This is a genomic window from Streptomyces sp. bgisy130, from assembly GCF_057708345.1.
Genome location: NZ_JBYISA010000064.1, coordinates 1 through 19,800, shown reverse-complemented (window position 1 = coordinate 19,800; position 19,800 = coordinate 1). Strand labels below are relative to the sequence as shown.

Here is a 19,800-nt window from a genome sequence, read left to right as displayed (position 1 = left end):
GACACTACACGAGGGGTTGGGGTTGTTCAAACCGGCACCAGGGCGGGTGGTGGGGAGTACTTTGAGGGGCATGACTACGCATGCGCTCGTACAGCAGTGGTGGCTCGCCTGACGGCGGCCGACCACAGCGCATGCATGACCACGGCCGCCGCTTCGGCGGCCGTTTGCGTATCTCCCTCGTAGCCGGCCGGTGAGGTCGGCGGTCCCGACGCGCACTCCTTGGGGAGTGCGGAGAGAAGGACGGACGAGATGGCGATGGCGGCGAGCGGGCGGACGCGGATCTTCAGTGGGGTGCAGCCGACGGGGCATCTGACGCTGGGGAACTACCTCGGGGCGGTGCGGCGGTGGGCCGAGGAGGACCAGCACCGGGCGGAGGCTCTGTTCTGTGTGGTGGATCTGCATGCGCTGACCGTGGAGCACGATCCGGCGCGGGTGCGGCGGCTCAGTCGGCAGGCGGCGACGCTGCTGCTGGCCTCGGGGCTGGATCCGGAGCTGTGCACGGTGTTCGTGCAGAGCCATGTGGATGAGCATCTGCGGCTGTCATATCTGATGGAGTGCACGGCCTCCGACGGGGAGATGCGGCGCATGATCCAGTACAAGGAGAAGGCCGCGGCGCAGCAGGCGCACGGCGGGAGTGTGCGGCTGTCGTTGCTGACGTATCCGGCGCTGATGGCGGCGGACATCCTGGCGTACGGGACGCATGAGGTGCCGGTCGGGGAGGACCAGGCGCAGCATGTGGAGCTGACGCGGGATCTGGCGGTGCGGTTCAACCAGCGTTACGGGGCGACGTTCGTGGTGCCGAAGACGACGCTTCCGGTGGTGGCGGCGCGGGTGATGGATCTCCAGGAGCCGACGTCGAAGATGGGGAAGTCGCATGCCCGGACGGCGGGGGTCATCTCTTTGCTGGATGAGCCGGAGGTGGTGCGGAAGAAGGTGCTGCGGGCGGTGACGGACGCGGAGCCGGATGTCGCGTACGACCCGGAGCAGCGGCCGGGGGTGGCGAATCTGCTGAATGTGCTGGCGGCGTGCACCGGGGGTGATCCGGGGCGGCTGGCCGGGGAGTACGACTCGTACGGCGCGCTGAAGAAGGATGTGGCGGAGGCCGTGGTGGAGATGTTGCGGCCGGTGCGGGAGCGGCATGCGGGGCTGGCCGCCGATCCGTCGTATGTGGAGCGCGTGCTGCGGCGCGGGGCGGAGCGGGCGCGGGCCCTTGCCAGGCCGCGGGTGGATGCGGCGTTCGAGGCGGTGGGGCTGCTGCCCGCGGGGTGAGGTGCCGGGCCGGCCGGGGGCGCGGTGGTCGCCGCGCCCCCGGGGGCGGTCGTGGGTCAGCCGCTGCCGGAGGCCAGTTCGCGGCTGCGGTCGCGGGCGGCCTCCAGGGCGGCGATGAGGGCGGCGCGTACGCCGTGGTTCTCCAGCTCGCGGATGGCGTTGATGGTGGTGCCGGCCGGGGAGGTGACGTTCTCGCGGAGCTTGACGGGGTGTTCGCCGCTGTCGCGGAGCATCACGGCGGCGCCGATGGCGGCCTGGACGATGAGGTCGTGGGCCTTGTCGCGGGGCAGGCCGAGGAGGATGCCGGCGTCGGTCATGGCCTCGACGAGGAAGTAGAAGTAGGCGGGGCCGGAGCCGGAGAGCGCGGTGCAGGCGTCCTGCTGGGACTCCGGGACGCGGAGGGTCTTGCCGACGCCGGAGAAGATCTCCTCGGCGCGGCTGAGGTGGGTGCCGGTGGCGTGGGTGCCGGCGGAGATGACGGACATCGCCTCGTCGACGAGGGCGGGGGTGTTCGTCATGACCCGGACGACCGGGGTGCCGGCGGCCAGGCGTTCCTCGAAGTAGGAGGTGGGGATGCCGGCGGCGCCGCTGATGACCAGGCGTTCGGCGGGGACGTGCGGGGCCAGCTCGCGCAGCAGGGTGCCCATGTCCTGGGGCTTGACGGTGAGGATGAGGGTGTCGGCGGACTTGGCGGCCTCGGCGTTGCTGACCGCTTCGACGCCGTAGCGCTCGTGGAGCTGGGCGGCGCGTTCCGGGCGGCGGGCGGTGACCAGCAGGTCGGAGGGTGCCCAGCCGCCCCGGATCATTCCGCTGAGCAGGGCTTCGCCGATTTTTCCGGTGCCGAGTACTGCGACCTTCTGGGTCATCGTGCGGGTTCACCTTTCCGCTGCGCTGGGCGTTTGCGGCCATCCTCGCACCGTGGGGGTTCCGCGCGGGGGTCGGCTGCCCCGCCGTGGGGGCGTACGGGTCACGCCGTGCGGCGGCGGAGGGTGGCGGCGCCGAGGGTGAGGACGAGCAGGGCGCAGACGGTGACGATGATCGCGTCGCGGACGAAGTCGCCGGTGATGTCGGGGTGGTGGAGGACCTCGTTCATGCCGTCGACGGCGTAGGACATCGGCAGGGCGTCGGAGAGCGCCTCCAGGGCCGGCTGCATGGTCGCGCGCGGGGTGAACAGGCCGCAGAGCAGCAGCTGGGGCATCAGGACGGCGGGCATGAACTGGACGGCCTGGAATTCGGAGGCGGCGAAGGCCGAGACGAACAGGCCGAGGGCGGTGCCGAGGAGGGCGTCGAGGACGGCCACCAGGAGGAGCAGCCAGGGGGAGCCGGTGACGTCGAGGCCGAGGAGCCAGAGGGACAGGCCGGTGGCGAGTGCGGACTGGACGATGGCGAGCAGGCCGAAGGCGAGGGCGTAGCCGCTGATGAGTTCGGCCTTGCCGAGGGGCATGGCGAGCAGGCGTTCCAGGGTGCCCGAGGTGCGTTCGCGCAGGGTGGCGATGGAGGTCACCAGGAACATCGTGATCATCGGGAAGATGCCGAGGAGTGAGGCGCCGATGCTGTCGAACGTCTCCGGGCGGGCGTCGAAGACGTAGCGGAGCAGGGCGATCATCACGCACGGGACGACGAGCATCAGCGCGATGGTGCGCGGGTCGTGGCGCAGCTGGCGCAGGACCCGGGCGGCGGTGGCCAGGGCGCGGGACGGGGAGAAGGGCGCGGGGGCGGGGTGCGGAGCGCCTGTGGTGTGGGGTGCGGTGGTCATCGCGCGGGCTCCTGGGGGCTGGTGGGGCGCGCCGGTTCCGGTGGGCGGGCGGCCGCCGCGGCCTCGTCGACCAGGTGGAGGAAGGCGGCCTCGACGGTGGCGGTGCCGGTGCGGTCGCGGAGGGCGCCGGGGGTGTCCTCGGCGAGCAGGCGGCCCTCGCGCATCAGGAGCAGCCGGTCGCAGCGCTCGGCCTCGTCCATGACGTGCGAGGAGATGAGGAGGGTGGTGCCGCGGTCGGTGGCGAGGGTGTGGAAGAGGTTCCACAGGTCGCGGCGGAGGACGGGGTCCAGGCCGACGGTGGGCTCGTCGAGGACGAGGAGTTCCGGGGCGCCGAGCAGGGCCACCGCGAGGGAGACCCGGCTGCGCTGGCCGCCGGAGAGGTTGCCGGCGAGGGCGTCGGCGTGGGTGGTGAGGTCGACGTCCTCGATGGCGCGGGTGACGCGCTCGTGGCGCAGGCCGCGGGCGGACCGGCCGGGGTGCAGGACGGCGGCGAAGTAGTCGAGGTTCTGGCGGACGGTGAGGTCGTCGTAGACGGACGGGTCCTGGGTGACGTAGCCGATGCGGGGGCGCAGCCGGGGGTCGCCCGCGGGCCGGCCGAGGACGTCGAGGGTGCCGGTGACCTTGGCCTGGGTGCCGACGAGGGCGCGCAGGAGGGTGGATTTGCCGCAGCCGGAGGGGCCGAGCAGGCCGGTGACCTGGCCGTGGGGCACGTCGAAGGCGAGGGCGTCGAGGACGGTGCGGCCGCCTCGGACGACGGTGAGATCGCGGGCGCGGACGGCGGGGTCGACGCCATAATTCATCATGCGATGAATAGTGCGCCGGGTGGGGTGGTGCGTCAAGGGTGGGGACGGGGCCGAGGTGCGCGGGGACCGGGCCGAGGTGCGGGAGCGGGGCGGAGGCGCGAGGAAGGAGCCAAGACGGAGGGAGGGGCCGGGGCGCGGGGACTGGGCGCGAGGAAGGGGCCGCGGCACTGGAACGGCAGGGCGGGTTGGGCCATTGGGGTGGTGATCTGGCCAGGTGTGGTGCGGAAGCGGCGCGTGGTGAGGATTTCCGTGCACCGGCGGGCGCCGTAGTGAAAGAAACCAGCCGTTCTTGGTCGATAACTCCGCGTTTACAGGGTGGTTACAAACCGACTAGCGGTCCTGCGTGTCCGCTTGGACACAATGGGATGACCTGTCCAGGCGCGCCGGAAGGGGCGACGATGGCGAAGATCCGGGTCCGCGGCCTCGGCCGGCTCCTGTTGATCGTCATGGCCGTCCTGCTGTCCTTGCCCATGGGTGCGGAGGGCGTGTACGGGGAACGGGCGACGGCCGCGCCGGTCTCGAACGGCGCCGGCCGTACCGGTCCCCCCGGCCCCACCCCCTGGGCATCCGACTCCTCCGAGAACCCCGAATCCGGCAGCGACCGCTGCCCGCCGCGCCGCGACGGACGGTCCACGGCCGCGGTGTCCGCGCCGACGCCCCCGCTCAGCACCGTCTCGACCGCCGCCCCGGCCCGGACCGGGGGCGGGCTGCGGCTGACCGCGCCGCTGACCGGCCGGCAGGCCGTACCCGTGTCGAGATCCGGTGAACTACCGGTCCAGCACGCCGTGTTCCGCTGCTGAGCGCTGAGAGCTGCCCCCAAGGGCCTCCCCCGGCCCGCGCATCCGACGGATCCAGCCGTCATTTCCCCATGGCGCGCACCGCGCGGGCAGTGCGCGGCAGCAGGCGACCGCAGAGACCCGTTGCGGTGGTCGCCGGCCGGCTGCTCGTACCGCCCCGCGTCCGCTCGTGCGTATCCGTGCGTACCCGTGCGCCACCGCATCTCGCACTCGCTGGAGGCATCCCCATGCGTAGGTTCCGTATTGCCCGACAACGCCCGTCCCGGCCCTCCATACCGTCACGGCACACGCTGTCGGTCTGGCGCGCCGACTTCACCGCCTCGCTGGTCGTCTTTCTCGTCGCCGTCCCGCTGTGTGTCGGGGTGGCCGTCGCCTCCGGGGTACCGGCCGAGCTGGGGCTGGTCACCGGAATCGTCGGCGGGCTGCTCACCGGCTTACTGCCGGGCAGCAGTCTCCAGGTCAGCGGTCCGGCCGCCGGGCTGACCGTGCTGGTTTACGAGGCCGTACAGGAGTACGGCCTCAGGGCGCTCGGCGCTCTCGTGCTGCTCGCCGGGGTGCTCCAGCTGGCCATGGGCACGCTCCGGCTGGGGCGCTGGTTCCGGGCCATCTCCGTGGCCGTCGTCCAGGGCATGCTCGCGGGCATCGGACTGGTGCTGATCGCCGGGCAGTTGTACGCCCTGGTGGACGCCCGTGCACCGGGCAACGGGCCGGCGAATCTGGCCGGGCTGCCGGACCTCGCGGCCAACACCGCCGGATCCGGTACGGCGCTGTCGGCGCTGGCGGTCGGCGCGGGCACCATCGTGCTGCTGGTGCTGTGGCCGAAGTGGCAGCGGGCGGCGCGGGTGCTGCCGGCGCCGCTGGTGGCGGTGGCCCTGGCCACGGTCGTGGTGTTCGTGCTGGACCTGCCGGTGGCCCGGGTCGAGGTGGAGGGCCTGCTGGAAGTCGTACAGCCACCGGGCGGTGCGGACTTCGCGGGGCTGATGGAGGCGGAGGCGCTGGCCGGTGCGCTGGGCACCGTGCTGGCGTTCGCCCTGATCGCGTCGGCGGAGTCGCTGTTCAGCGCGGCCGCCGTGGACCGGCTGCACGACGGCCCGAAGACCGATTACGACAAGGAGCTGATGGCGCAGGGCGCGGGCAACACCGTCTGCGGGCTGCTCGGCGCGCTGCCGATGACCGCGGTGATCGTCCGCAGCTCCGCCAATGTGTTCGCCGGGGCGCGGACGAAGGCCTCCCGGGTGCTGCACGGGGTGTGGCTGCTGGTCTTCGCGGCGGCCTTCCCGGCGGCGCTGGGCGTGGTGCCGCTCGCGGCGCTGGCGGGCGTACTGGTGCATGCGGGCGGCAAGTTGATCCCGGTGAAGCAGTGGCGTCCGTTGTGGCGGGAGCACCGGGGTGAGGCCGTGGTGCTCGCCGCGACGGCGGTGGCGATCGTGGCCACCAACATGTTCGAGGGGGTGCTGCTGGGGCTGCTGATGGCGGTCGCCAAGTCGGCGTGGGAGACCTCGCACGTCCACCTGGAGATCGTGGGACTGGACGAGCCGGCCACCACGCGCGACGGTGCGGGGCCGCGGCGCCCTATCCGGGTACGGGCCCTCGGCAATGCCACCTTCCTCCGGCTGCCCAAATTGCTCGACCAGTTGGAGGCGCTGCCCAAGGACCGGGAGGTCGAGCTGGATCTGACCGGACTGCGGCATCTCGACCATGCCTGCGCGGCCGCGCTCGGCGCCTGGGAGGAACAGCGCCGGGGTCCGGACGGCACCGCCCGGAAGGAGGCTCCGTCCGTCGCCCCGTAGGAGGGCTGCGTGAGACGCCCCCCGTAAGGCGGCTGCATAGGACGACCGCGTAAGACGGCCGGGTAGGACGGCTGTGCGGTAATGGGCCGGTGTGTGGGCGGAAATGACCGTAGGGTCGGGACGCTGATGTCCGTTGACCCCCGGGAGTGCTGTGAACCGCCGGCCCCGTCGCAGTTGCGGTGCGACCGCCGCCCTCTCCGTCGCCCTGCTGCTCTCCTCGTGCACCGGTGGTGCACAGGGGGCGGCGGGCAGCGGCGGAGTGGGCGACCCCCTCTTCCCCTCGCTCGGCAACGGCGGCTACCAGGTGCGCCATTACGGGCTCGACCTCGACTACGACATCAAGAAGCGGCATCTGGACGCGACCGCTGACCTCACCGCCGAGGCCAAGACGGACCTGCGGTCCTTCCAGCTCGACCTCCAGGGCCTGCGGGTGACGGACGTGCAGGTCGACGGCGAGGACGCGGAGTTCTCCCGTAAGGGACACAAGCTGATCGTCCAGCCGTCCGAGGGCCTCAGGAAGGGCGCGGAGTTCCGTACCCGCGTCGCCTATGAGGGCACCCCGGAGGAGATGAAGGACCCCGACCACTCGACGGAGGGCTGGGTCAAGACCCGCGACGGGGCGTTCGTCTCCGGTGAGCCCGCCGGATCCATGACGTGGTTCCCCGGCAACAACCACCCCACGGACAAGGCCACCTACGACTTCACCATCACCGTGCCGAAGGGCTACACCGCCGTCGCCAACGGGGAGTTGCGGTCCGAGCGGACCGCAAAGGGCCGCACCACCTTCCGCTGGCACAGCGGCCGGCCGATGGCCAGCTATCTCGCGACGGCCACCATCGGCCGGTTCGAGGTCCACACCTCCCGTACGCCCGAGGGGCTGCCGCTGTATGTGGCGGTGGACCCGGCGGAGGCGAAAGCCAGCAAGGCGCCGCTGGCGAAGCTCCCGGAGATCGTGAAGTGGGAGACCAAGCTCTTCGGCCCGTACCCCTTCGCCTCCTCGGGCGCGATCGTCGACAACACCCCCAAGCGGATCGACTGGCTCGCCCTGGAGTCCCAGACCAAGCCGGTCTACGCGGGCGCGCCGGACACCGTGACCGTGGTGCACGAGATGGCCCACCAGTGGTTCGGCGACTCGGTGACGCCGAAGACCTGGGCGGACACCTGGCTCAACGAGAGCTTCGCGACCTACGCCGAGTGGCTGTGGGAGGAGCGCGAGGGCGGCAAGACCCCGCAGGAGCAGTTCGACGCCCTCTACAAGGACACCACGGACCCCGACCGCTGGGCCTTCCCGCCGGGCAAACCGGGCCAGGCGAAGAACGTCACCGGCACCCCCGTCTACGAGCGCGGCGCGATGCTCCTCCAGGAGCTGCGGAACGCCGTCGGCGACAAGACCTTCTTCACGATCCTGCGCGAGTGGCCCGCCAAGTACCGCTACCGCAACGCCGACGCACAGGACTTCATCGACTTCTGCCAGGAGCGCACGGACGTGGACCTGGAGCCGCTGTTCAAGAAGTGGCTGTATGAGAAGGGGAAGCCGAAGCGGGACGACTGAGGTGAGGACGGCTACTCCGGGCCCGTGTCTGCCAGTTGGCGGACCTTGGGCCCGGGCCGGCCGTGGCGGGGCGGGGCGGGCGAGCCTCAGCCGATGCCCGGGATCAGCGGGATGACGCCCGGCCGCCGGGCCGCCAGGTGCAGGACGCGGACGGCGTTGCGGACCACCTGTTCCTTGACCCGGGCGGCCGGGCGGCCCGTCAGTACGCGTTCGCGCGGGGTGTCGTCGCCCCGTACCGACTGGATCAGGGCGTCGTGCCGCCCCAGGCTCACGCACTGCACGAAGAAGCCGTACGACAGCGGGCGGGGCGCGGCGCCGCGCAGTTCGGCGGCGATCGCGCCCGCGACATGCGACCCCGTGGGCAGCGCGGTGGCGCAGGCCATCCGCAGGGCGCCGGCGCGGGGCGTACGGGCCGCGGCCGCATCACCCGCGGCGTAGATGTCGGGGTGGCTGACCGACCGGAGCGTCGCGTCGACCCGGAGCCGGCCGCTGACCGGGTCGGTGACCAGCCCCGCGTCGTGGGCGAGACCGCTGGTGGCCCGCAGCGCCCCCGCCCACAGCACGGCATCCGCGTCGACGTCCCCGTCGGCGACCCGGTGCCCCTCCTCGACGCGGACGCCCAGCCGGTCGAGGACCGTACGGACATGGGCCCGGCCGCGCACCGACAGACCGCCGCCGAGCTCGCCGCCGGTGACCAGCCGGACCCGCCACTCCGGGTGCGACTCGGCGATCTCGGCGGCCATCTCGATGCCGGTCAGGCCGCCGCCGACCACGGTCAGCGCACCCGGCCCGTCCAGCAGCCGCTTGTGCAGAGCGGCGGCGCTCTCCGCGGTGAAGGCCCGCTCCCCGATACCGCGCGGATCGGTGTGGCTGCCCATGGCATAGACGAGCCGGTCGTAGAGGAGGGTGCGGCCGCTGTCGGTGTGTACGGCGCGGGCGTCCGGGTCGAGGGAGGTGGCGCGGGCGGCGAGATGCTCGATGCCGGTGCCGGTGCCGGTGCCGGTGCCGGTGCCGGTGCCGTGCAGCATCCGGGCCCGGGGGTGGCTCACCTCGGGGCGGCCGGCGGCCAGTTCGTGCAGCCGGACCCGCTCGGTGAACCGGTCGCTGGGGTCGACCAGCGTCACCTGTGCGTACGGGGCGAGCCGGAGCGCGGCCATCGTGCCCGCGTAGCCGCCGCCGAGGACGACGCCCCTCCCCCGGGCGCGGCGGCCATGCGCCGTGCGGCCCCGGGAGTCCGCTCGCTTCGTGACGCTCTTCATGCTGCCTCCTGAGGTCGGTCCGGGGCGCCGTGGTGGGAGGGCGGCGCCGTGAGGGGGACGACGTGGGGCGGTGGGGTGTGACATCGGGGCCGGGGGTGCGGGCGGCCGGCTGGCGGTCGCCGCCCCCGGGAGCCGCCACGGGACGGCGGGTGGGACAGCGACCGGGAGGGGGACGGGGACGGGGACCGGCCGGATCACAGCCGGTCGAGGTCCAAGTGGCCGAGCTTGTCGGGGTTGAGGACGGCGTCCACCTGCGTGATCCGCCCGTCGTGGACGGTGAAGGCGAACACCCCGGACTGCTCGCCCGCCGGGTCGACGAGGACCAGCCCGGTGGCGCCGTTGACCTCCGCCGACGCGATCCGCAGCCCCTCCCGCTCGGCGCCGCGGGTGACCAGGCCCTGCACGAAGCGGGCCACCTTCTCGCGGCCCAGCACCGGCCGGCGCGCGGCGGACACCTTGCCGCCGCCGTCCGTACGCCAGACCACCTCGGGGTCGAGGACAGACAGCAGCGCCTCGAAATCGCCGCCCATAACGGCGGCGAGGAAAGCCTCGACGGTACGGCGGTGCTCCGCCCGGTCGACGGTACGGCGCGGCGCCTCGGCCCGTACCCGCCTGCGGGCGCGGGAGGCCAGCTGCCGTACGGCTTCCGGGGTGCGGCCGACCGCCTCGGCGATCTCCGGGAACGGGACCGCGAAGACGTCGTGGAGGATGAAGGCGGTGCGCTCGGCCGGAGTGAGCCGTTCCAAGACGGTCAGCAGCGCCATCCCCACGGACTCGTCGAGCGTCACCCGGTCCTCGGGGCCGCCGGGGGCCTCCGGCACCCCGCCGCCCAGAGGCAGTTGACCGCCGATGCCGTGCAGCAGCGGCTCCGGGAGCCAGGGCCCGACATAGGTCTCGCGGCGGGCGCGGGCCGAGCCCAGCAGGTCGTAACAGATGCGGCTGACGACGGTGGTGAGATAGCCGCGCGGGCTGGCCACGTACTCCTCGCCGGGCAGCGACTGCCAGCGCAGCCATGCCTCTGGACGGCGTCGTCGGCATCGGTGACCGTGCCCATGATCCGGTAGGCGATGGCCCACAGCCGGCCGCGCTGCTCCTCGAACTGCGCGAGGCGGTCGGCGGCGGGGGTGACCGGCGCCGGTCCGGGCGCCCCTGTGGCGGTTCCCGCCTCCGGCCCCGGCTCGCTCCTCGTCTCCTGCTCCTGCTCCTGCTCCTGCTTCGTCATCGTCCGTTCCTTTGAGGTGCGTTCCCGGCGTCACGGCCCTGCGTCGCGCGGACGGCGCCTGGCCGCGTCGGCCCCTGCGCCCTTAGGACGGGACGGACGGCCGGAGTGTGACAGTGAGGTCGAGTGCGTAGGCCTCCTCGACGATGCCGTCCGGGAAGACGTCACGCAGGGCCGCCCGCTCGGCCGCGAGGACGGGGGCTGCGGCGGCCGGGCCGATGGCGGAGAAGTACGAGCGGCTGCCCAGCATGGCGAGATGGGTGTCGACGGGGACCCGCCGGGTCCAGTGCAGCACCCGGGAGACGGGGTGCAGGCCGAGGCCGAGATCGCGGATCAGGTCGGGGGCCTCCGGCGCGACGCTGTGCCCGTGGTAGCCCGGAAGGCGGCGGGCGATCCTGGCCTCCTGTTCAGCGGCCCAGTCGACGTCCGGGTCCGGGACGTTCCACCAGAGGGCGAGCGCGCCGCCGGGGCGCAGCACCCGCAGTGCCTCAGGGACGGAGCGGGCCGGGTCGGTCCAGTGCCATGCCTGCGCGTAGCCGACGAAGTCGAAGCCCGCGTCGTCGCGGAACGGCAGCGCGTCGCCGAGGGCGCGGACGAGGGGGACGGCGGGGTGGGCGGCGTGCAGCTCGGCGGCCATGGCGGCGCCCGGCTCCACGGCGGTGACGCGTGCGCCGCGGTCGGCCAGCAGCCCGGTCGCGATACCGGTGCCTGCCCCTACGTCCAGCACCCGCGCGCCCGACAGGGGCCGGCCGGCCAGCTCCTCGACCGCGTCGAAGAGCGCCGGTGGGTAACCGGGGCGGGCGGCGGCGTACTGGGCGGCCACCGCGTCGAAGGACCGGGCGAGGGTGGCTTGCTGCGGCACCTCGTCTGGCGTCAACGGCGTTGTTTTGGACGGGAGTTGATCCTGCTCGGGGCCTTGTGGCATGCGGGACATCTTGCCTGATGGGGGTGTGGTGGGGTGGGGGGTTTGCCGGTGGCTGGGCGCCGTTCGCCTACGGCGGGTGGGTGGCGGGTCGGAGGGGACGCCCGGTACCCCGTCCTCGGCGCGGGCGACGCGGGTCCCGGAGGTAAGGCACCCCGGCGTTTGCTCCGGTCCTGCGGGCGGGGCACCGGACATCCCCTCCGACCACCGTTCGTACGCGACTGACCCGCCATACCGATGACCGTTACGGCAAGGCAGCGGCACCCCTTGGCAGGAACCTGGTCCCCCCAAGGTCGGACGCGGGCCGAGCCGGGCCGTAAGGCGCGGTGCCACCGACCGGCAGACGGCAACGCTGGACGGTCGGAGGGGATGTACCGGGGCCCGCCCGCAGGACCGGAGCAAACACCGGGGTGCTCAATCCCATGAACCCGCGTCGCCCGCGCCGAGGACGGGTCCCGGTGCGTCCCCTCCGACCCCCGCGGCAACCACAGAGCCCGCAACGGCGCCAGCCACAACGCAACGGCACCAAACAACGGCACGGCCACCCAAACAGGGGCGCGGGGAACGGCGCGCCCAGCCACAACCGCACCCGCAGCCGCAACCGCAACCGCAACCGCAGCCAAACAACAACGAAGCCCGCGTCAGCGCCGCTTCCTCGGCCTGGACTTCCTCGCGGCAGGATTGCCGGTCCGACTGCTACGACGCCGCTCATGACGTTCGCGAGCCGCCGCGTACTCGACGCGGCACCGCTTCTCACCGGGCGCCTCGACAAGGCTTCGGCAGAAGTAGGCGAGCAGTGAGCCGATGAAACCGATGAACATCAGACCCTGCGCGGACCCGGCCGCGCTCTCGGCGGCCGGGTCGGGGCGTCGTACGAAGCCGTCCCAAGTGCGGCGGAAGGCCAGGGCGCTACAGATCGCGAAGCCGGCGACGACGAGGACGCCGACGAACGGGCCGACGTCGGCGACCTCCAGGCCCTGGAACGCGAAGCGCAGGACGACCGCACCGGCCGCGGCGAGCGCGAGCGAGCCCACCGCGACGCCGGCCCGGCGCAGGCCGTAGCCGCCGTCGTGGTGGAGCCAGGTGGTGCCGAAGAACCGGATCACCTCCGGCTCGGGGCCCTGGCGCTCGGGATCCCGATGCTCGGGACCGCCGGATGCGGCGCCTCCGGGCTCCGCGCTCGCCGGGGTCCGCTGCTCATCGCTCATGGCATCGATTATCCCCGGCGGGCCCGGTCACCCGGCGACCTGTAAGCGCCGTGCCGCACCCGGCGGCACGGCGGTCCGTGGCGCCGGGTCTCAGTTCATGCAGGCCTGCGCGACCATGCCGCTGCTGCCGGTCCGGACGTACGTGTCGGAGATGTACTCGCCGGGCGCGATGTTGTCCCAGATGTCCGAGGTGCCGTACGGGCCGCTGACCTTCTCGCCGTGCGTCTGGCAGCGGATCTTGATCCGGGCGCCCTCGGCGAGCCGGCGGACGACCGGCGTGTCGGTGCCGGGACCCTGGCGGACCTTGACGCGATGGCCGGGCGCGATGGGAAAGACGAGCCCGCCCGCCGCGGCGGCGAGGGCCTGGCCGTCGGCCGCTTCTGCGGCGCCCTGATGGTCCTGTGTGGTCATTTCGTGTTCCCCCGTTGATGGTGTCGGTGATGGTGGTGAGGCCGGCCGAGGGGCCACGTGGAGAGGCTCGTGGAGCCCTCCGTGAAGCCGCTCGGCGCGGTTCCGCAACGCGCACGCTAGCAAGCCTCGTTCATCTCGTACGCGCCATCGACTAGGCTCCGCGCGTCGCACTTGCGACCGAATGGCACGGGTAATGACACGGGGGTGGAACCATGCCATCGCTGCGCGATTCCGGCGTCGGGCCGGAAGCGGAGCATCCGGAATACGCCGGCCAATACCGCCTGGAGGCGCGGCTCGGCTCCGGCGGCATGGGCGTGGTTCATCTGGCGCGCTCGTCCTCCGGGCTGCTGCTCGCGGTGAAGGTCATCCATGCCGAATTCGCCCAGGACCCGGAGTTCCGGGGGCGGTTCCGGCAGGAAGTGGCGGCCGCGCGGCGGGTGAGCGGGGCCTTCACGGCGCCTGTCGTGGACGCCGATCCGGATGCCGGACGGCCCTGGATGGCGACCCTCCACATCCCCGGCCCGACGCTCTCCGATCATGTGAAGCGGAATGGCCCGCTGGCGGTCGACGAGGTACGGCGGCTGGCGTCGGGGCTCGCCGAGGCGCTGCGTGACATCCATCGTGCCGGGGTGGTGCACCGCGATCTGAAGCCCGGAAATGTGCTGCTGGCCACAGACGGCCCGAAAGTCATCGACTTCGGGATCTCGCGGCCCTCCGACAGTGAAATGCGCACCGAGACCGGCAAGTTGATCGGCACCCCGCCGTTCATGGCGCCCGAGCAGTTCCAGCGGCCGCGTGAGGTGGGCCCGGCGGCGGATGTGTTCGCGCTGGGGTCGGTGCTGGTGCATGCCGCCACGGGGCGTGGCCCGTTCGACTCGGAGAGCCCGTATCTCGTCGCCTATCAGGTGGTGCACGACGAGGCCGATCTGGCGGGTGTGCCGCCGGAGTTGGTGCCGCTGGTCGAGAGCTGTCTGGCGAAGGATCCGGCGGACCGGCCCACTCCGGACGCGCTGATGAAGCTGCTGCGGACGGATGCGCCGCGCCGCGCAGACGTGCCGGTCGGCGGCCTGGTGGGCGGCCTGGTGGGCGGTGCGCTGCCCGAGGGGCGGATACCGGAGCAGCGGCAGGCAGAGCGGGACGGGCCGGAGCCGGATCGGCCGGAGCAGCCGCAGCCCGTACGCGCCGAGGCCACCCCACCGCCCGCCGAGACGACGCATGTGCGCGCCCGCACCCCCGTCGAGCGCCCCGACGGCGCCGTCCTTCCCACGGGCCCCGGCCTCCCCGACGACATCAGCGCCACCGGACGCACTGACGATTCCGTAGATCCCTCCCTCCCCCGCCGGACCGCCCGCTCCCACTCCCGCTCCCGCCTCCGCGCCCGCCGCTGGCCCCTTTGGGCCGCCGTCGCCCTCGTCGTCACCGGAGCCGGCACGTACGCGGGCGTCCAGGCGCTGTCCGGCGGCCCCGGCCGGGACCCGGCGCTTCAGACCCACCCGTCGCGCGACGGCGCGGCCGACTTCCGCCCGTGGCACACCACCCTCGTCAAGCGCCCCAAGGGCCACGCCGCCGAACTCCCGCACTGCACCACCGGTTCCGGCGCCGTCTTCTGCGGTCAGCCCGGCGTACTGGCTGCCCGGCTCAATCCGGACTCCGGCCGCGTCGCCTGGCGCAGCAAGGACTCCACCGCCACCGGCAAGCAGGCGGCGAAGGAGGCCGTGTCCCGGACCGCACCGGTACTCTCCGGCGGGCTGCTGTACGTCTTCTCCAACGACGGCAGCCGGCTGCTGGCCCTCGACCCGTCGCCGGGCGGCCGCGGCGCCACCCGCTGGACCAAGGACGTCTCCGGGTACGAGGGCGGAGCCAAGGTCATCGGCAACCGCATCCTGCTGACCGCCGCCGACGGTACGGTCACCGCGCTGGACAGCACCACCCACCGGCAGCGCTGGCAGAACCGGTTCCCGGGGCATCAGCTGCCGCTCTTCGCGTCGTTCGGCGAGCCGCACACCGCGTACGCGGCCGAGCCCACCCCCGACGGCAAGGCCACCCAGGTCACCGCCATCGACCCGGCCGACGGCAGGGTCGACTGGGCGCGGCGGCTGCCCGGGACGCTGACCGTGGCCGGTTCCGGCACGTCCGGGGCGCTCTACCTGACCGTCACCGACCCCACGCTCACCTACCGCACCACCGCCGTCGTCCGCTACGACCCGGCCACCGGACACAGCCGCCGCCTCAAGCTGACCGCGCCGCTGGAGAGTGCGTCCGCCGTAGTGGACGGCGATTCGGTGTATCTGCTGGCAGAGGGCGGCGCCCTGCAAGCCGTCGGCCGGCGGACCTGGGACACCGAGACCTCGGTCAGCCGCGGCTCGGCACCGGTGGTGAGCGGCGGCCGGCTCTTCTTCACCGCGGCGGACGGCCGGCTCCTCGCGGTCGACGCCCGGTCGGGCGAGCTCCTGGGGCAGACCCCGCCGCGGATGAACGGGCGGCACAACGGTTTCGTGGAGACGCTCCCGGCGCCCCGTACGGACGGCCCCCGCGGCCGGATCTACGCGGCGGCCCCCGACGGCACGGTCTTCTCGGCGGCGACGAAGGACCCGGCGGGCTGGTGAGGAGCGGGCCCGCCGCCGCCCGTATGACAGCGGCAGGCACAGACCTCCCGCCGCACCCCGGGCACGGCGACGGCCGCGGCCTCGGCGACACCCTTGTCACACGCCGGATGCCGGCCGATATGGCATGCCGGCGAGACGTACGGGGCGCGCCCGCTCACCGGGCGGCCTGCTTCAGCACCGCGATGAGCCGCCGCGTCGTCTCCACGTTGCAGCGCCCCAACTCGACCAGGACACGGCTCTGTTCGTAGCCGTACGTCACGGGGTCGACGCTCAGCGACGGCAGCACGATGCCGGTCCGCCGCAGCACGGCGGCCAGCTCGTCGCAGACCGCTTCGGCCTCGGCCATCCCGTCGATCCCCGCCCCTCGTTCCCTCGCCATAAGTGCCCGCTCCTGTCTGCCGTTTCCCTGCGTGAGACCCCGGAGCGCCACTACTGTGCGTGTTCCGGCCCTTACGAGAATGGGCCACGAAAAGGGCGCGAATACCCCTTGCATGCTGTATTTCGCCGCCACACACGGTTAGTTCCACACCTTCCACGGAGGAGGTCGCCATGCCCCCGAGGCGAGCGGTCACCGGTCGCAGCCAGGAGCCCCGCCAGCGCTACGCAGAAGAGCTGCGATTACTACGGGCCCAGAAGGGCGACAGCCTCCGCCAGCTCGGTGACGTACTGGGGTGGGACTGGTCGCTGTTCGGGAAGATGGAGAGCGGCCAGACGATCGGCGGCCCCGAAGTCGCCGAGGCACTGGACCAGTACTACGGCACGCCGCCGTTGCTGCTGACGTTGTGGGAGTTGGCGGCGGCCGATCCGACGCAGTTCAAGGAGCGGTACCGCCGCTACATGGCCTTGGAAGCGGAAGCGTTGAGCCTGTGGCATTACGGGGTCAGCACCATTCATGGACTGCTCCAGACGCCTGGCTACGCACATGTGTTGCTCACAGTGGGCGGTATCAAGGGCGAAGAGCTGACACGGCAGGTCGAAGCGCGCGCAGGGCGCCGGAAGTTGCTGGCAGTTGAAGACGCGCCACCTTTTCGCACCATCCTGTCCGAGGCTGTGTTGTGCACACCTCTGGATGACGCCGAGCAATGGCGAAAGCAGCTAGAGCACCTGGCGGAAGCGGCTGAGCGTCCAAACATCATTCTTCAGGTGCTTCCTCATGACGCTGGCCCGCACGGCTTGGTCAGTACCGATGTGATGTTTCTGCGGCTGCCGGACGGCCGCACGGTGGCCTACACGGAGAACGCCCACCGTGGCGAACTCATCGAGGAAACAAGTTCCGTTGAGCGTCTGCAACGCGCGTACGATGCGGTGCGAGACCTGGCGTTGAGCCCGGCCGAATCGCGGAAGTTCGTCATGCGGATGTTGGAGGAAGTGCCGTGCGAGCCATCGACCTGAGCGACATCACCTGGCGCAAGAGCACGTACAGCAACCCGGACGGCGGCGAGTGCATCGAGGTGTCCGACGACCTCCTGACCACCGCCACCTGGCACAAGTCCAGCTACAGCAACCCGGACGGCGGCGCCTGCCTGGAGGTCTCCCACGACTTCCCCGCCCTCGTCCCCGTCCGCGACAGCAAGCACCCCCAAGGCCCGGCCCTCACCTTCGACGCCGCCGCCTGGGCATCCTTCGTCACCGCCGTGAAGCGCGGCACCCTGCCCGGCGCCTGAGCCCGCCGCAAGAGACCGGCCCCCGTCGCTCACCCGCGACGGGGGCCGTCGCCGTACCTCCTCAACGGCTCCTCACGCGTCGCGTCGGGTAACCCGGGACGTCACGAGGGCCAGCGCGACGAGTGTGCAGAGCGCGAACCAGCCGAGTCCCGCCAGCGGTGTCAGACGCGTTTCGGTGGGGACCAGATGGAGGATCTGCTGGCCCGCCTCGGTGGGCCACCACTTGAGCAGCAGATCACCGAGGGAGCTGAGCGCGTGGAACATGAGGGGAAGGATGAACGTCAGGCCGACGCAAGCGGTGATCGCGCCTGCGGAGGCGCGCAGCACCAGGCCCACGAGCAGCGCGAACACTCCGAGTATGCCCAGGTAGCAGCCTCCGCCGAGCACGGCGCGCAGCACGGACCCGTCGGACAGCTCGGGATGGGGGACCGCCGCGCCCAGCGACAGGGTCCCGGCGGTGTAGGTGGCGAAGGAGATCAGCAGCCCGGTCACCACGGAGACGGCGAAGACCACCAGGGCCTTGGCCGCCAGCAGGCGGGGCCGCTTCGGTACCGCGGTGAACGTGCTGCGGATCGAGCCGGTGCCGTACTCGGAGGTGGCGGCCAGGGCACCGAAAAGGCAGATCGCCAGCTGACCGATCGGAAGGCCTACGAAGATCTCCCGAAGGACGGAATCCACCTCCCCCTCCGCACTGTTGCCCGCGAACGCACCGATGCTGATGGTGATGAAGGCGGCGGCGAACAGCGTCCACCAGGTGGAGCGGACCGTGCTGATCTTGATCCACTCGAAGGCGATCGCATCGATGAACCGCGCTTTCCGGGCGGCCGTGCCGTTGCTCAGGGGGTCGGCCGCGCCGTTGTACGTCGTTGTCGTCGCCCTCATCACGCGGCCTCTCCGTTGTGCGTCACCCGGTATTCGACGGCGTCCGCGGTCAGTTCCATGAATGCCTCTTGCAGCGAGACCCGCTGCGGCGCCAGCTCGTGCAGCCACAGTCCGTTCTGCCCGGCGAGCTCGCCGATCCGCTGCGCGTCCATCCCGCGTACGAGCAGCGCGTCCGGTGCGGACCTGCCGGGGGCGGCGTCGACCGTGGCGCCCTCGTGCCGCAGCAGGCGAACGAGGTGTGCCGCGTGCGGGCTGCGGACCACGGTGCCGTTGTGGGAACTGCGGGCGAGGAACGCCGACATGGAGCTGTCCGCCGCCAGCCGCCCGCGGCCGATCACGATGAGGTGGTCCGCGGTGTCCTGCATCTCGCTCATCAGATGCGAGGACACCAGGACCGTGCGGCCGCTGTCCGCCATGGACCGCATGAAGTGGCGCACCCACTGGATGCCTTCGGGGTCCAGTCCGTTGACCGGCTCGTCGAGGATCAGGATCTGGGGGTCTCCCAGCAGCGCGGCCGCGATTCCCAGGCGCTGGCTCATGCCGAGGGAGAAGCCGCCGGCGCGCCTGCGGGCGGCGGAGGTCAGGCCGACCATGGCGAGTACCTCGTCGACCCGCGCACCCGGTATGTGGTGGGAGGCGGCGATCCCGCGCAGGTGGTTGCGCGCGGTGCGGCCGGTGTGGAACGCCTTGGCGTCCAGCATCGCGCCGACGGTGTGCAGTGGCGTGGAGAGTTGGTGGTATGGCCGGCCGCACACGGTCGCGGTGCCCGAGGTCGGCCGGTCCAGACCGACGATCATGCGCAGTGTGGTGGATTTCCCGGCACCGTTCGGTCCGAGAAAGCCTGTGACCATACCGGGTTGAACGGTGAACGTGAGGTTGTCGACGGCGGTCTTGTCGCCGTAACGCTTGGACAGTCCCGTTACTTCGATCATGGTTTTCCTCGTGGTGCATTCCGGGGAGCAGGTGCACCACGCTAGGGCGCGCAACAGCGGGTTTCCGTCAGTCCTGCGGCCGGAAATCGGCCGTGGCCATGAGCTCGGGGTCTGATGGGGCGTACGACCTGAGGGGTATCCGGATGCATGGATTCCGATGCGGCGTCAGGTCCGGTGGGACGCGGCGACGGCCTCCTCCTGCGACTCGCAGACCCCGGCCCCTCCCAAGAGACCGGCCCCCAGACCGGCCCCCGTCGCTCGCCTTGGGTTCTAGTGGTCGTCGCAACACCCCAGCTTGGGGAGTGCGATGGACTTCGAGGTCCGGGATCGTTCGGTAAACCGGGGGCGCCGTTCCTTGACCGAGGAACGGCGCGTCTACCTTCAGCTCATGCGCCAGGGTGTGAGCAACGCGGAAGCGTGCCGGATCGTCGGGATCAACCTCCGGACGGGGAAGCGGTGGCGTAACGGCCGTGCCCCGTCCGGCCGGAATGTGGGGGCGCCACCGATCACAGCGGTGGCGCCTTTGGACGGCCCCTCCCGCTTCCTGCGCGAGGCCGACCGGATCCATATCGCCGACCGGCTGCGGGAGAAGGCCACGGTCCGTGCGATCGCCGCCGAGCTGGGCCGCAGCCCGTCCACCATCAGCCGGGAGATCCGCCGTAACCGGCATCCCGGCAGCGGCCGGTACCGGCCGCACGCCGCCCAGGCCCGCGCCAACGCCCGCCGGCCC

The 19,800-nt window shown here is 72.2% G+C and carries 18 protein-coding genes and 1 pseudogene; 8 read left to right on the top strand and 11 right to left on the bottom strand.

Annotation, left to right across the window (positions count from 1 at the left end; all coding sequences use genetic code 11):
• Nucleotides 1–255 precede the first annotated feature (255 nt).
• The gene (gene trpS / locus AC3EUV_RS36770) at nt 256–1,269 is read left to right on the top strand and encodes a tryptophan--tRNA ligase (protein WP_435604794.1); all 1,014 of its coding nucleotides are present in this window, start codon (nt 256–258) and stop codon (nt 1,267–1,269) included.
• Between the two features lie 56 nt (nt 1,270–1,325).
• On the opposite strand, the gene proC is transcribed toward trpS, so the two are convergent.
• The 3 genes from proC to AC3EUV_RS36755 form a co-directional block, all read right to left on the bottom strand.
• On the bottom strand, nt 1,326–2,135 hold the full coding sequence (gene proC / locus AC3EUV_RS36765; RefSeq protein ID WP_432146972.1) for a pyrroline-5-carboxylate reductase: 810 nt from the start codon (nt 2,133–2,135) through the stop codon (nt 1,326–1,328).
• Nucleotides 2,136–2,236: 101 nt separating this feature from the next.
• A complete protein-coding gene (locus AC3EUV_RS36760) occupies nt 2,237–3,025 on the bottom strand; it encodes an ABC transporter permease (RefSeq protein WP_432146971.1) in 789 nt (262 codons plus the stop codon).
• A complete protein-coding gene (locus AC3EUV_RS36755) occupies nt 3,022–3,828 on the bottom strand; it encodes an ABC transporter ATP-binding protein (RefSeq protein WP_432146970.1) in 807 nt (268 codons plus the stop codon). Before AC3EUV_RS36755 ends, AC3EUV_RS36760 begins: the two co-directional genes overlap by 4 nt.
• Nucleotides 3,829–4,226: 398 nt before the next feature.
• Between AC3EUV_RS36755 and AC3EUV_RS36750 the strand changes: the two genes are divergently transcribed.
• From AC3EUV_RS36750 to AC3EUV_RS36740, 3 genes are all read left to right on the top strand, one after another.
• The gene (locus AC3EUV_RS36750; protein ID WP_435604793.1) at nt 4,227–4,628 is read left to right on the top strand and encodes a hypothetical protein; all 402 of its coding nucleotides are present in this window, start codon (nt 4,227–4,229) and stop codon (nt 4,626–4,628) included.
• A gap of 224 nt (nt 4,629–4,852) precedes the next feature.
• Nucleotides 4,853–6,415, top strand: coding sequence for a SulP family inorganic anion transporter (locus tag AC3EUV_RS36745; protein ID WP_435604792.1), 1,563 nt, complete (start codon nt 4,853–4,855; stop codon nt 6,413–6,415).
• Between the two features lie 151 nt (nt 6,416–6,566).
• The gene (locus tag AC3EUV_RS36740; protein WP_435604791.1) at nt 6,567–7,967 is read left to right on the top strand and encodes a M1 family metallopeptidase; all 1,401 of its coding nucleotides are present in this window, start codon (nt 6,567–6,569) and stop codon (nt 7,965–7,967) included.
• Nucleotides 7,968–8,053: 86 nt separating this feature from the next.
• Here AC3EUV_RS36740 and AC3EUV_RS36735 read toward each other — a convergent pair whose 3' ends face one another.
• The 5 genes and pseudogenes from AC3EUV_RS36735 to AC3EUV_RS36715 all read right to left on the bottom strand — a co-directional run bounded on the left by AC3EUV_RS36735 (nt 8,054) and on the right by AC3EUV_RS36715 (nt 12,986).
• Nucleotides 8,054–9,226, bottom strand: a complete 1,173-nt coding sequence (locus tag AC3EUV_RS36735) for an NAD(P)/FAD-dependent oxidoreductase (protein ID WP_435604790.1) — start codon at nt 9,224–9,226, stop codon at nt 8,054–8,056.
• 194 nt (nt 9,227–9,420) lie between these two features.
• Nucleotides 9,421–10,448: pseudogene (sigJ, locus tag AC3EUV_RS36730) on the bottom strand (RNA polymerase sigma factor SigJ).
• 82 nt (nt 10,449–10,530) lie between these two features.
• Nucleotides 10,531–11,379 carry a class I SAM-dependent methyltransferase gene (locus AC3EUV_RS36725; protein ID WP_435604789.1) on the bottom strand — a complete coding sequence of 283 codons (849 nt, stop codon included), beginning with the start codon at nt 11,377–11,379 and terminating at the stop codon, nt 10,531–10,533.
• A 629-nt stretch (nt 11,380–12,008) separates the two neighbouring features.
• Nucleotides 12,009–12,575 (bottom strand): hypothetical protein, encoded by a 567-nt coding sequence (locus AC3EUV_RS36720; RefSeq protein WP_435604788.1) that lies wholly within the window; start codon nt 12,573–12,575, stop codon nt 12,009–12,011.
• Between the two features lie 90 nt (nt 12,576–12,665).
• Entirely contained in the window at nt 12,666–12,986 is a 321-nt protein-coding gene (locus AC3EUV_RS36715; protein WP_432146962.1) for a peptidase, read from the bottom strand.
• Nucleotides 12,987–13,198: 212 nt separating this feature from the next.
• Here AC3EUV_RS36715 and AC3EUV_RS36710 point away from each other — a divergent pair, with 212 nt between their 5' ends.
• Nucleotides 13,199–15,592, top strand: a complete 2,394-nt coding sequence (locus tag AC3EUV_RS36710) for a serine/threonine-protein kinase (RefSeq protein WP_435604787.1) — start codon at nt 13,199–13,201, stop codon at nt 15,590–15,592.
• 154 nt (nt 15,593–15,746) lie between these two features.
• Here AC3EUV_RS36710 and AC3EUV_RS36705 read toward each other — a convergent pair whose 3' ends face one another.
• A complete protein-coding gene (locus tag AC3EUV_RS36705) occupies nt 15,747–15,971 on the bottom strand; it encodes a hypothetical protein (RefSeq protein ID WP_432146960.1) in 225 nt (74 codons plus the stop codon).
• Between the two features lie 170 nt (nt 15,972–16,141).
• Here AC3EUV_RS36705 and AC3EUV_RS36700 point away from each other — a divergent pair, with 170 nt between their 5' ends.
• Together AC3EUV_RS36700 and AC3EUV_RS36695 are read left to right on the top strand one after the other, a co-directional pair.
• Entirely contained in the window at nt 16,142–16,984 is an 843-nt protein-coding gene (locus AC3EUV_RS36700) for a helix-turn-helix domain-containing protein (RefSeq protein ID WP_432146959.1), read from the top strand.
• Nucleotides 16,966–17,256, top strand: a complete 291-nt coding sequence (locus AC3EUV_RS36695; protein ID WP_432146958.1) for a DUF397 domain-containing protein — start codon at nt 16,966–16,968, stop codon at nt 17,254–17,256. The genes AC3EUV_RS36700 and AC3EUV_RS36695 overlap by 19 nt, the downstream gene beginning before the upstream one ends.
• A 72-nt stretch (nt 17,257–17,328) precedes the next feature.
• Here the strand turns inward: AC3EUV_RS36695 and AC3EUV_RS36690 are convergent, their stop codons facing one another.
• Together AC3EUV_RS36690 and AC3EUV_RS36685 are read right to left on the bottom strand one after the other, a co-directional pair.
• On the bottom strand, nt 17,329–18,138 hold the full coding sequence (locus AC3EUV_RS36690) for an ABC-2 family transporter permease (RefSeq protein WP_435604786.1): 810 nt from the start codon (nt 18,136–18,138) through the stop codon (nt 17,329–17,331).
• Nucleotides 18,138–19,070, bottom strand: coding sequence for an ABC transporter ATP-binding protein (locus AC3EUV_RS36685; protein ID WP_432146956.1), 933 nt, complete (start codon nt 19,068–19,070; stop codon nt 18,138–18,140). The genes AC3EUV_RS36690 and AC3EUV_RS36685 overlap by 1 nt, the downstream gene beginning before the upstream one ends.
• A 307-nt stretch (nt 19,071–19,377) precedes the next feature.
• On the opposite strand from AC3EUV_RS36685, the gene AC3EUV_RS36680 reads away from it, so the two are divergent.
• Nucleotides 19,378–19,800 (top strand): helix-turn-helix domain-containing protein (locus AC3EUV_RS36680; protein WP_435604785.1); only part of this gene is annotated, 423 nt, incomplete at its 3' end.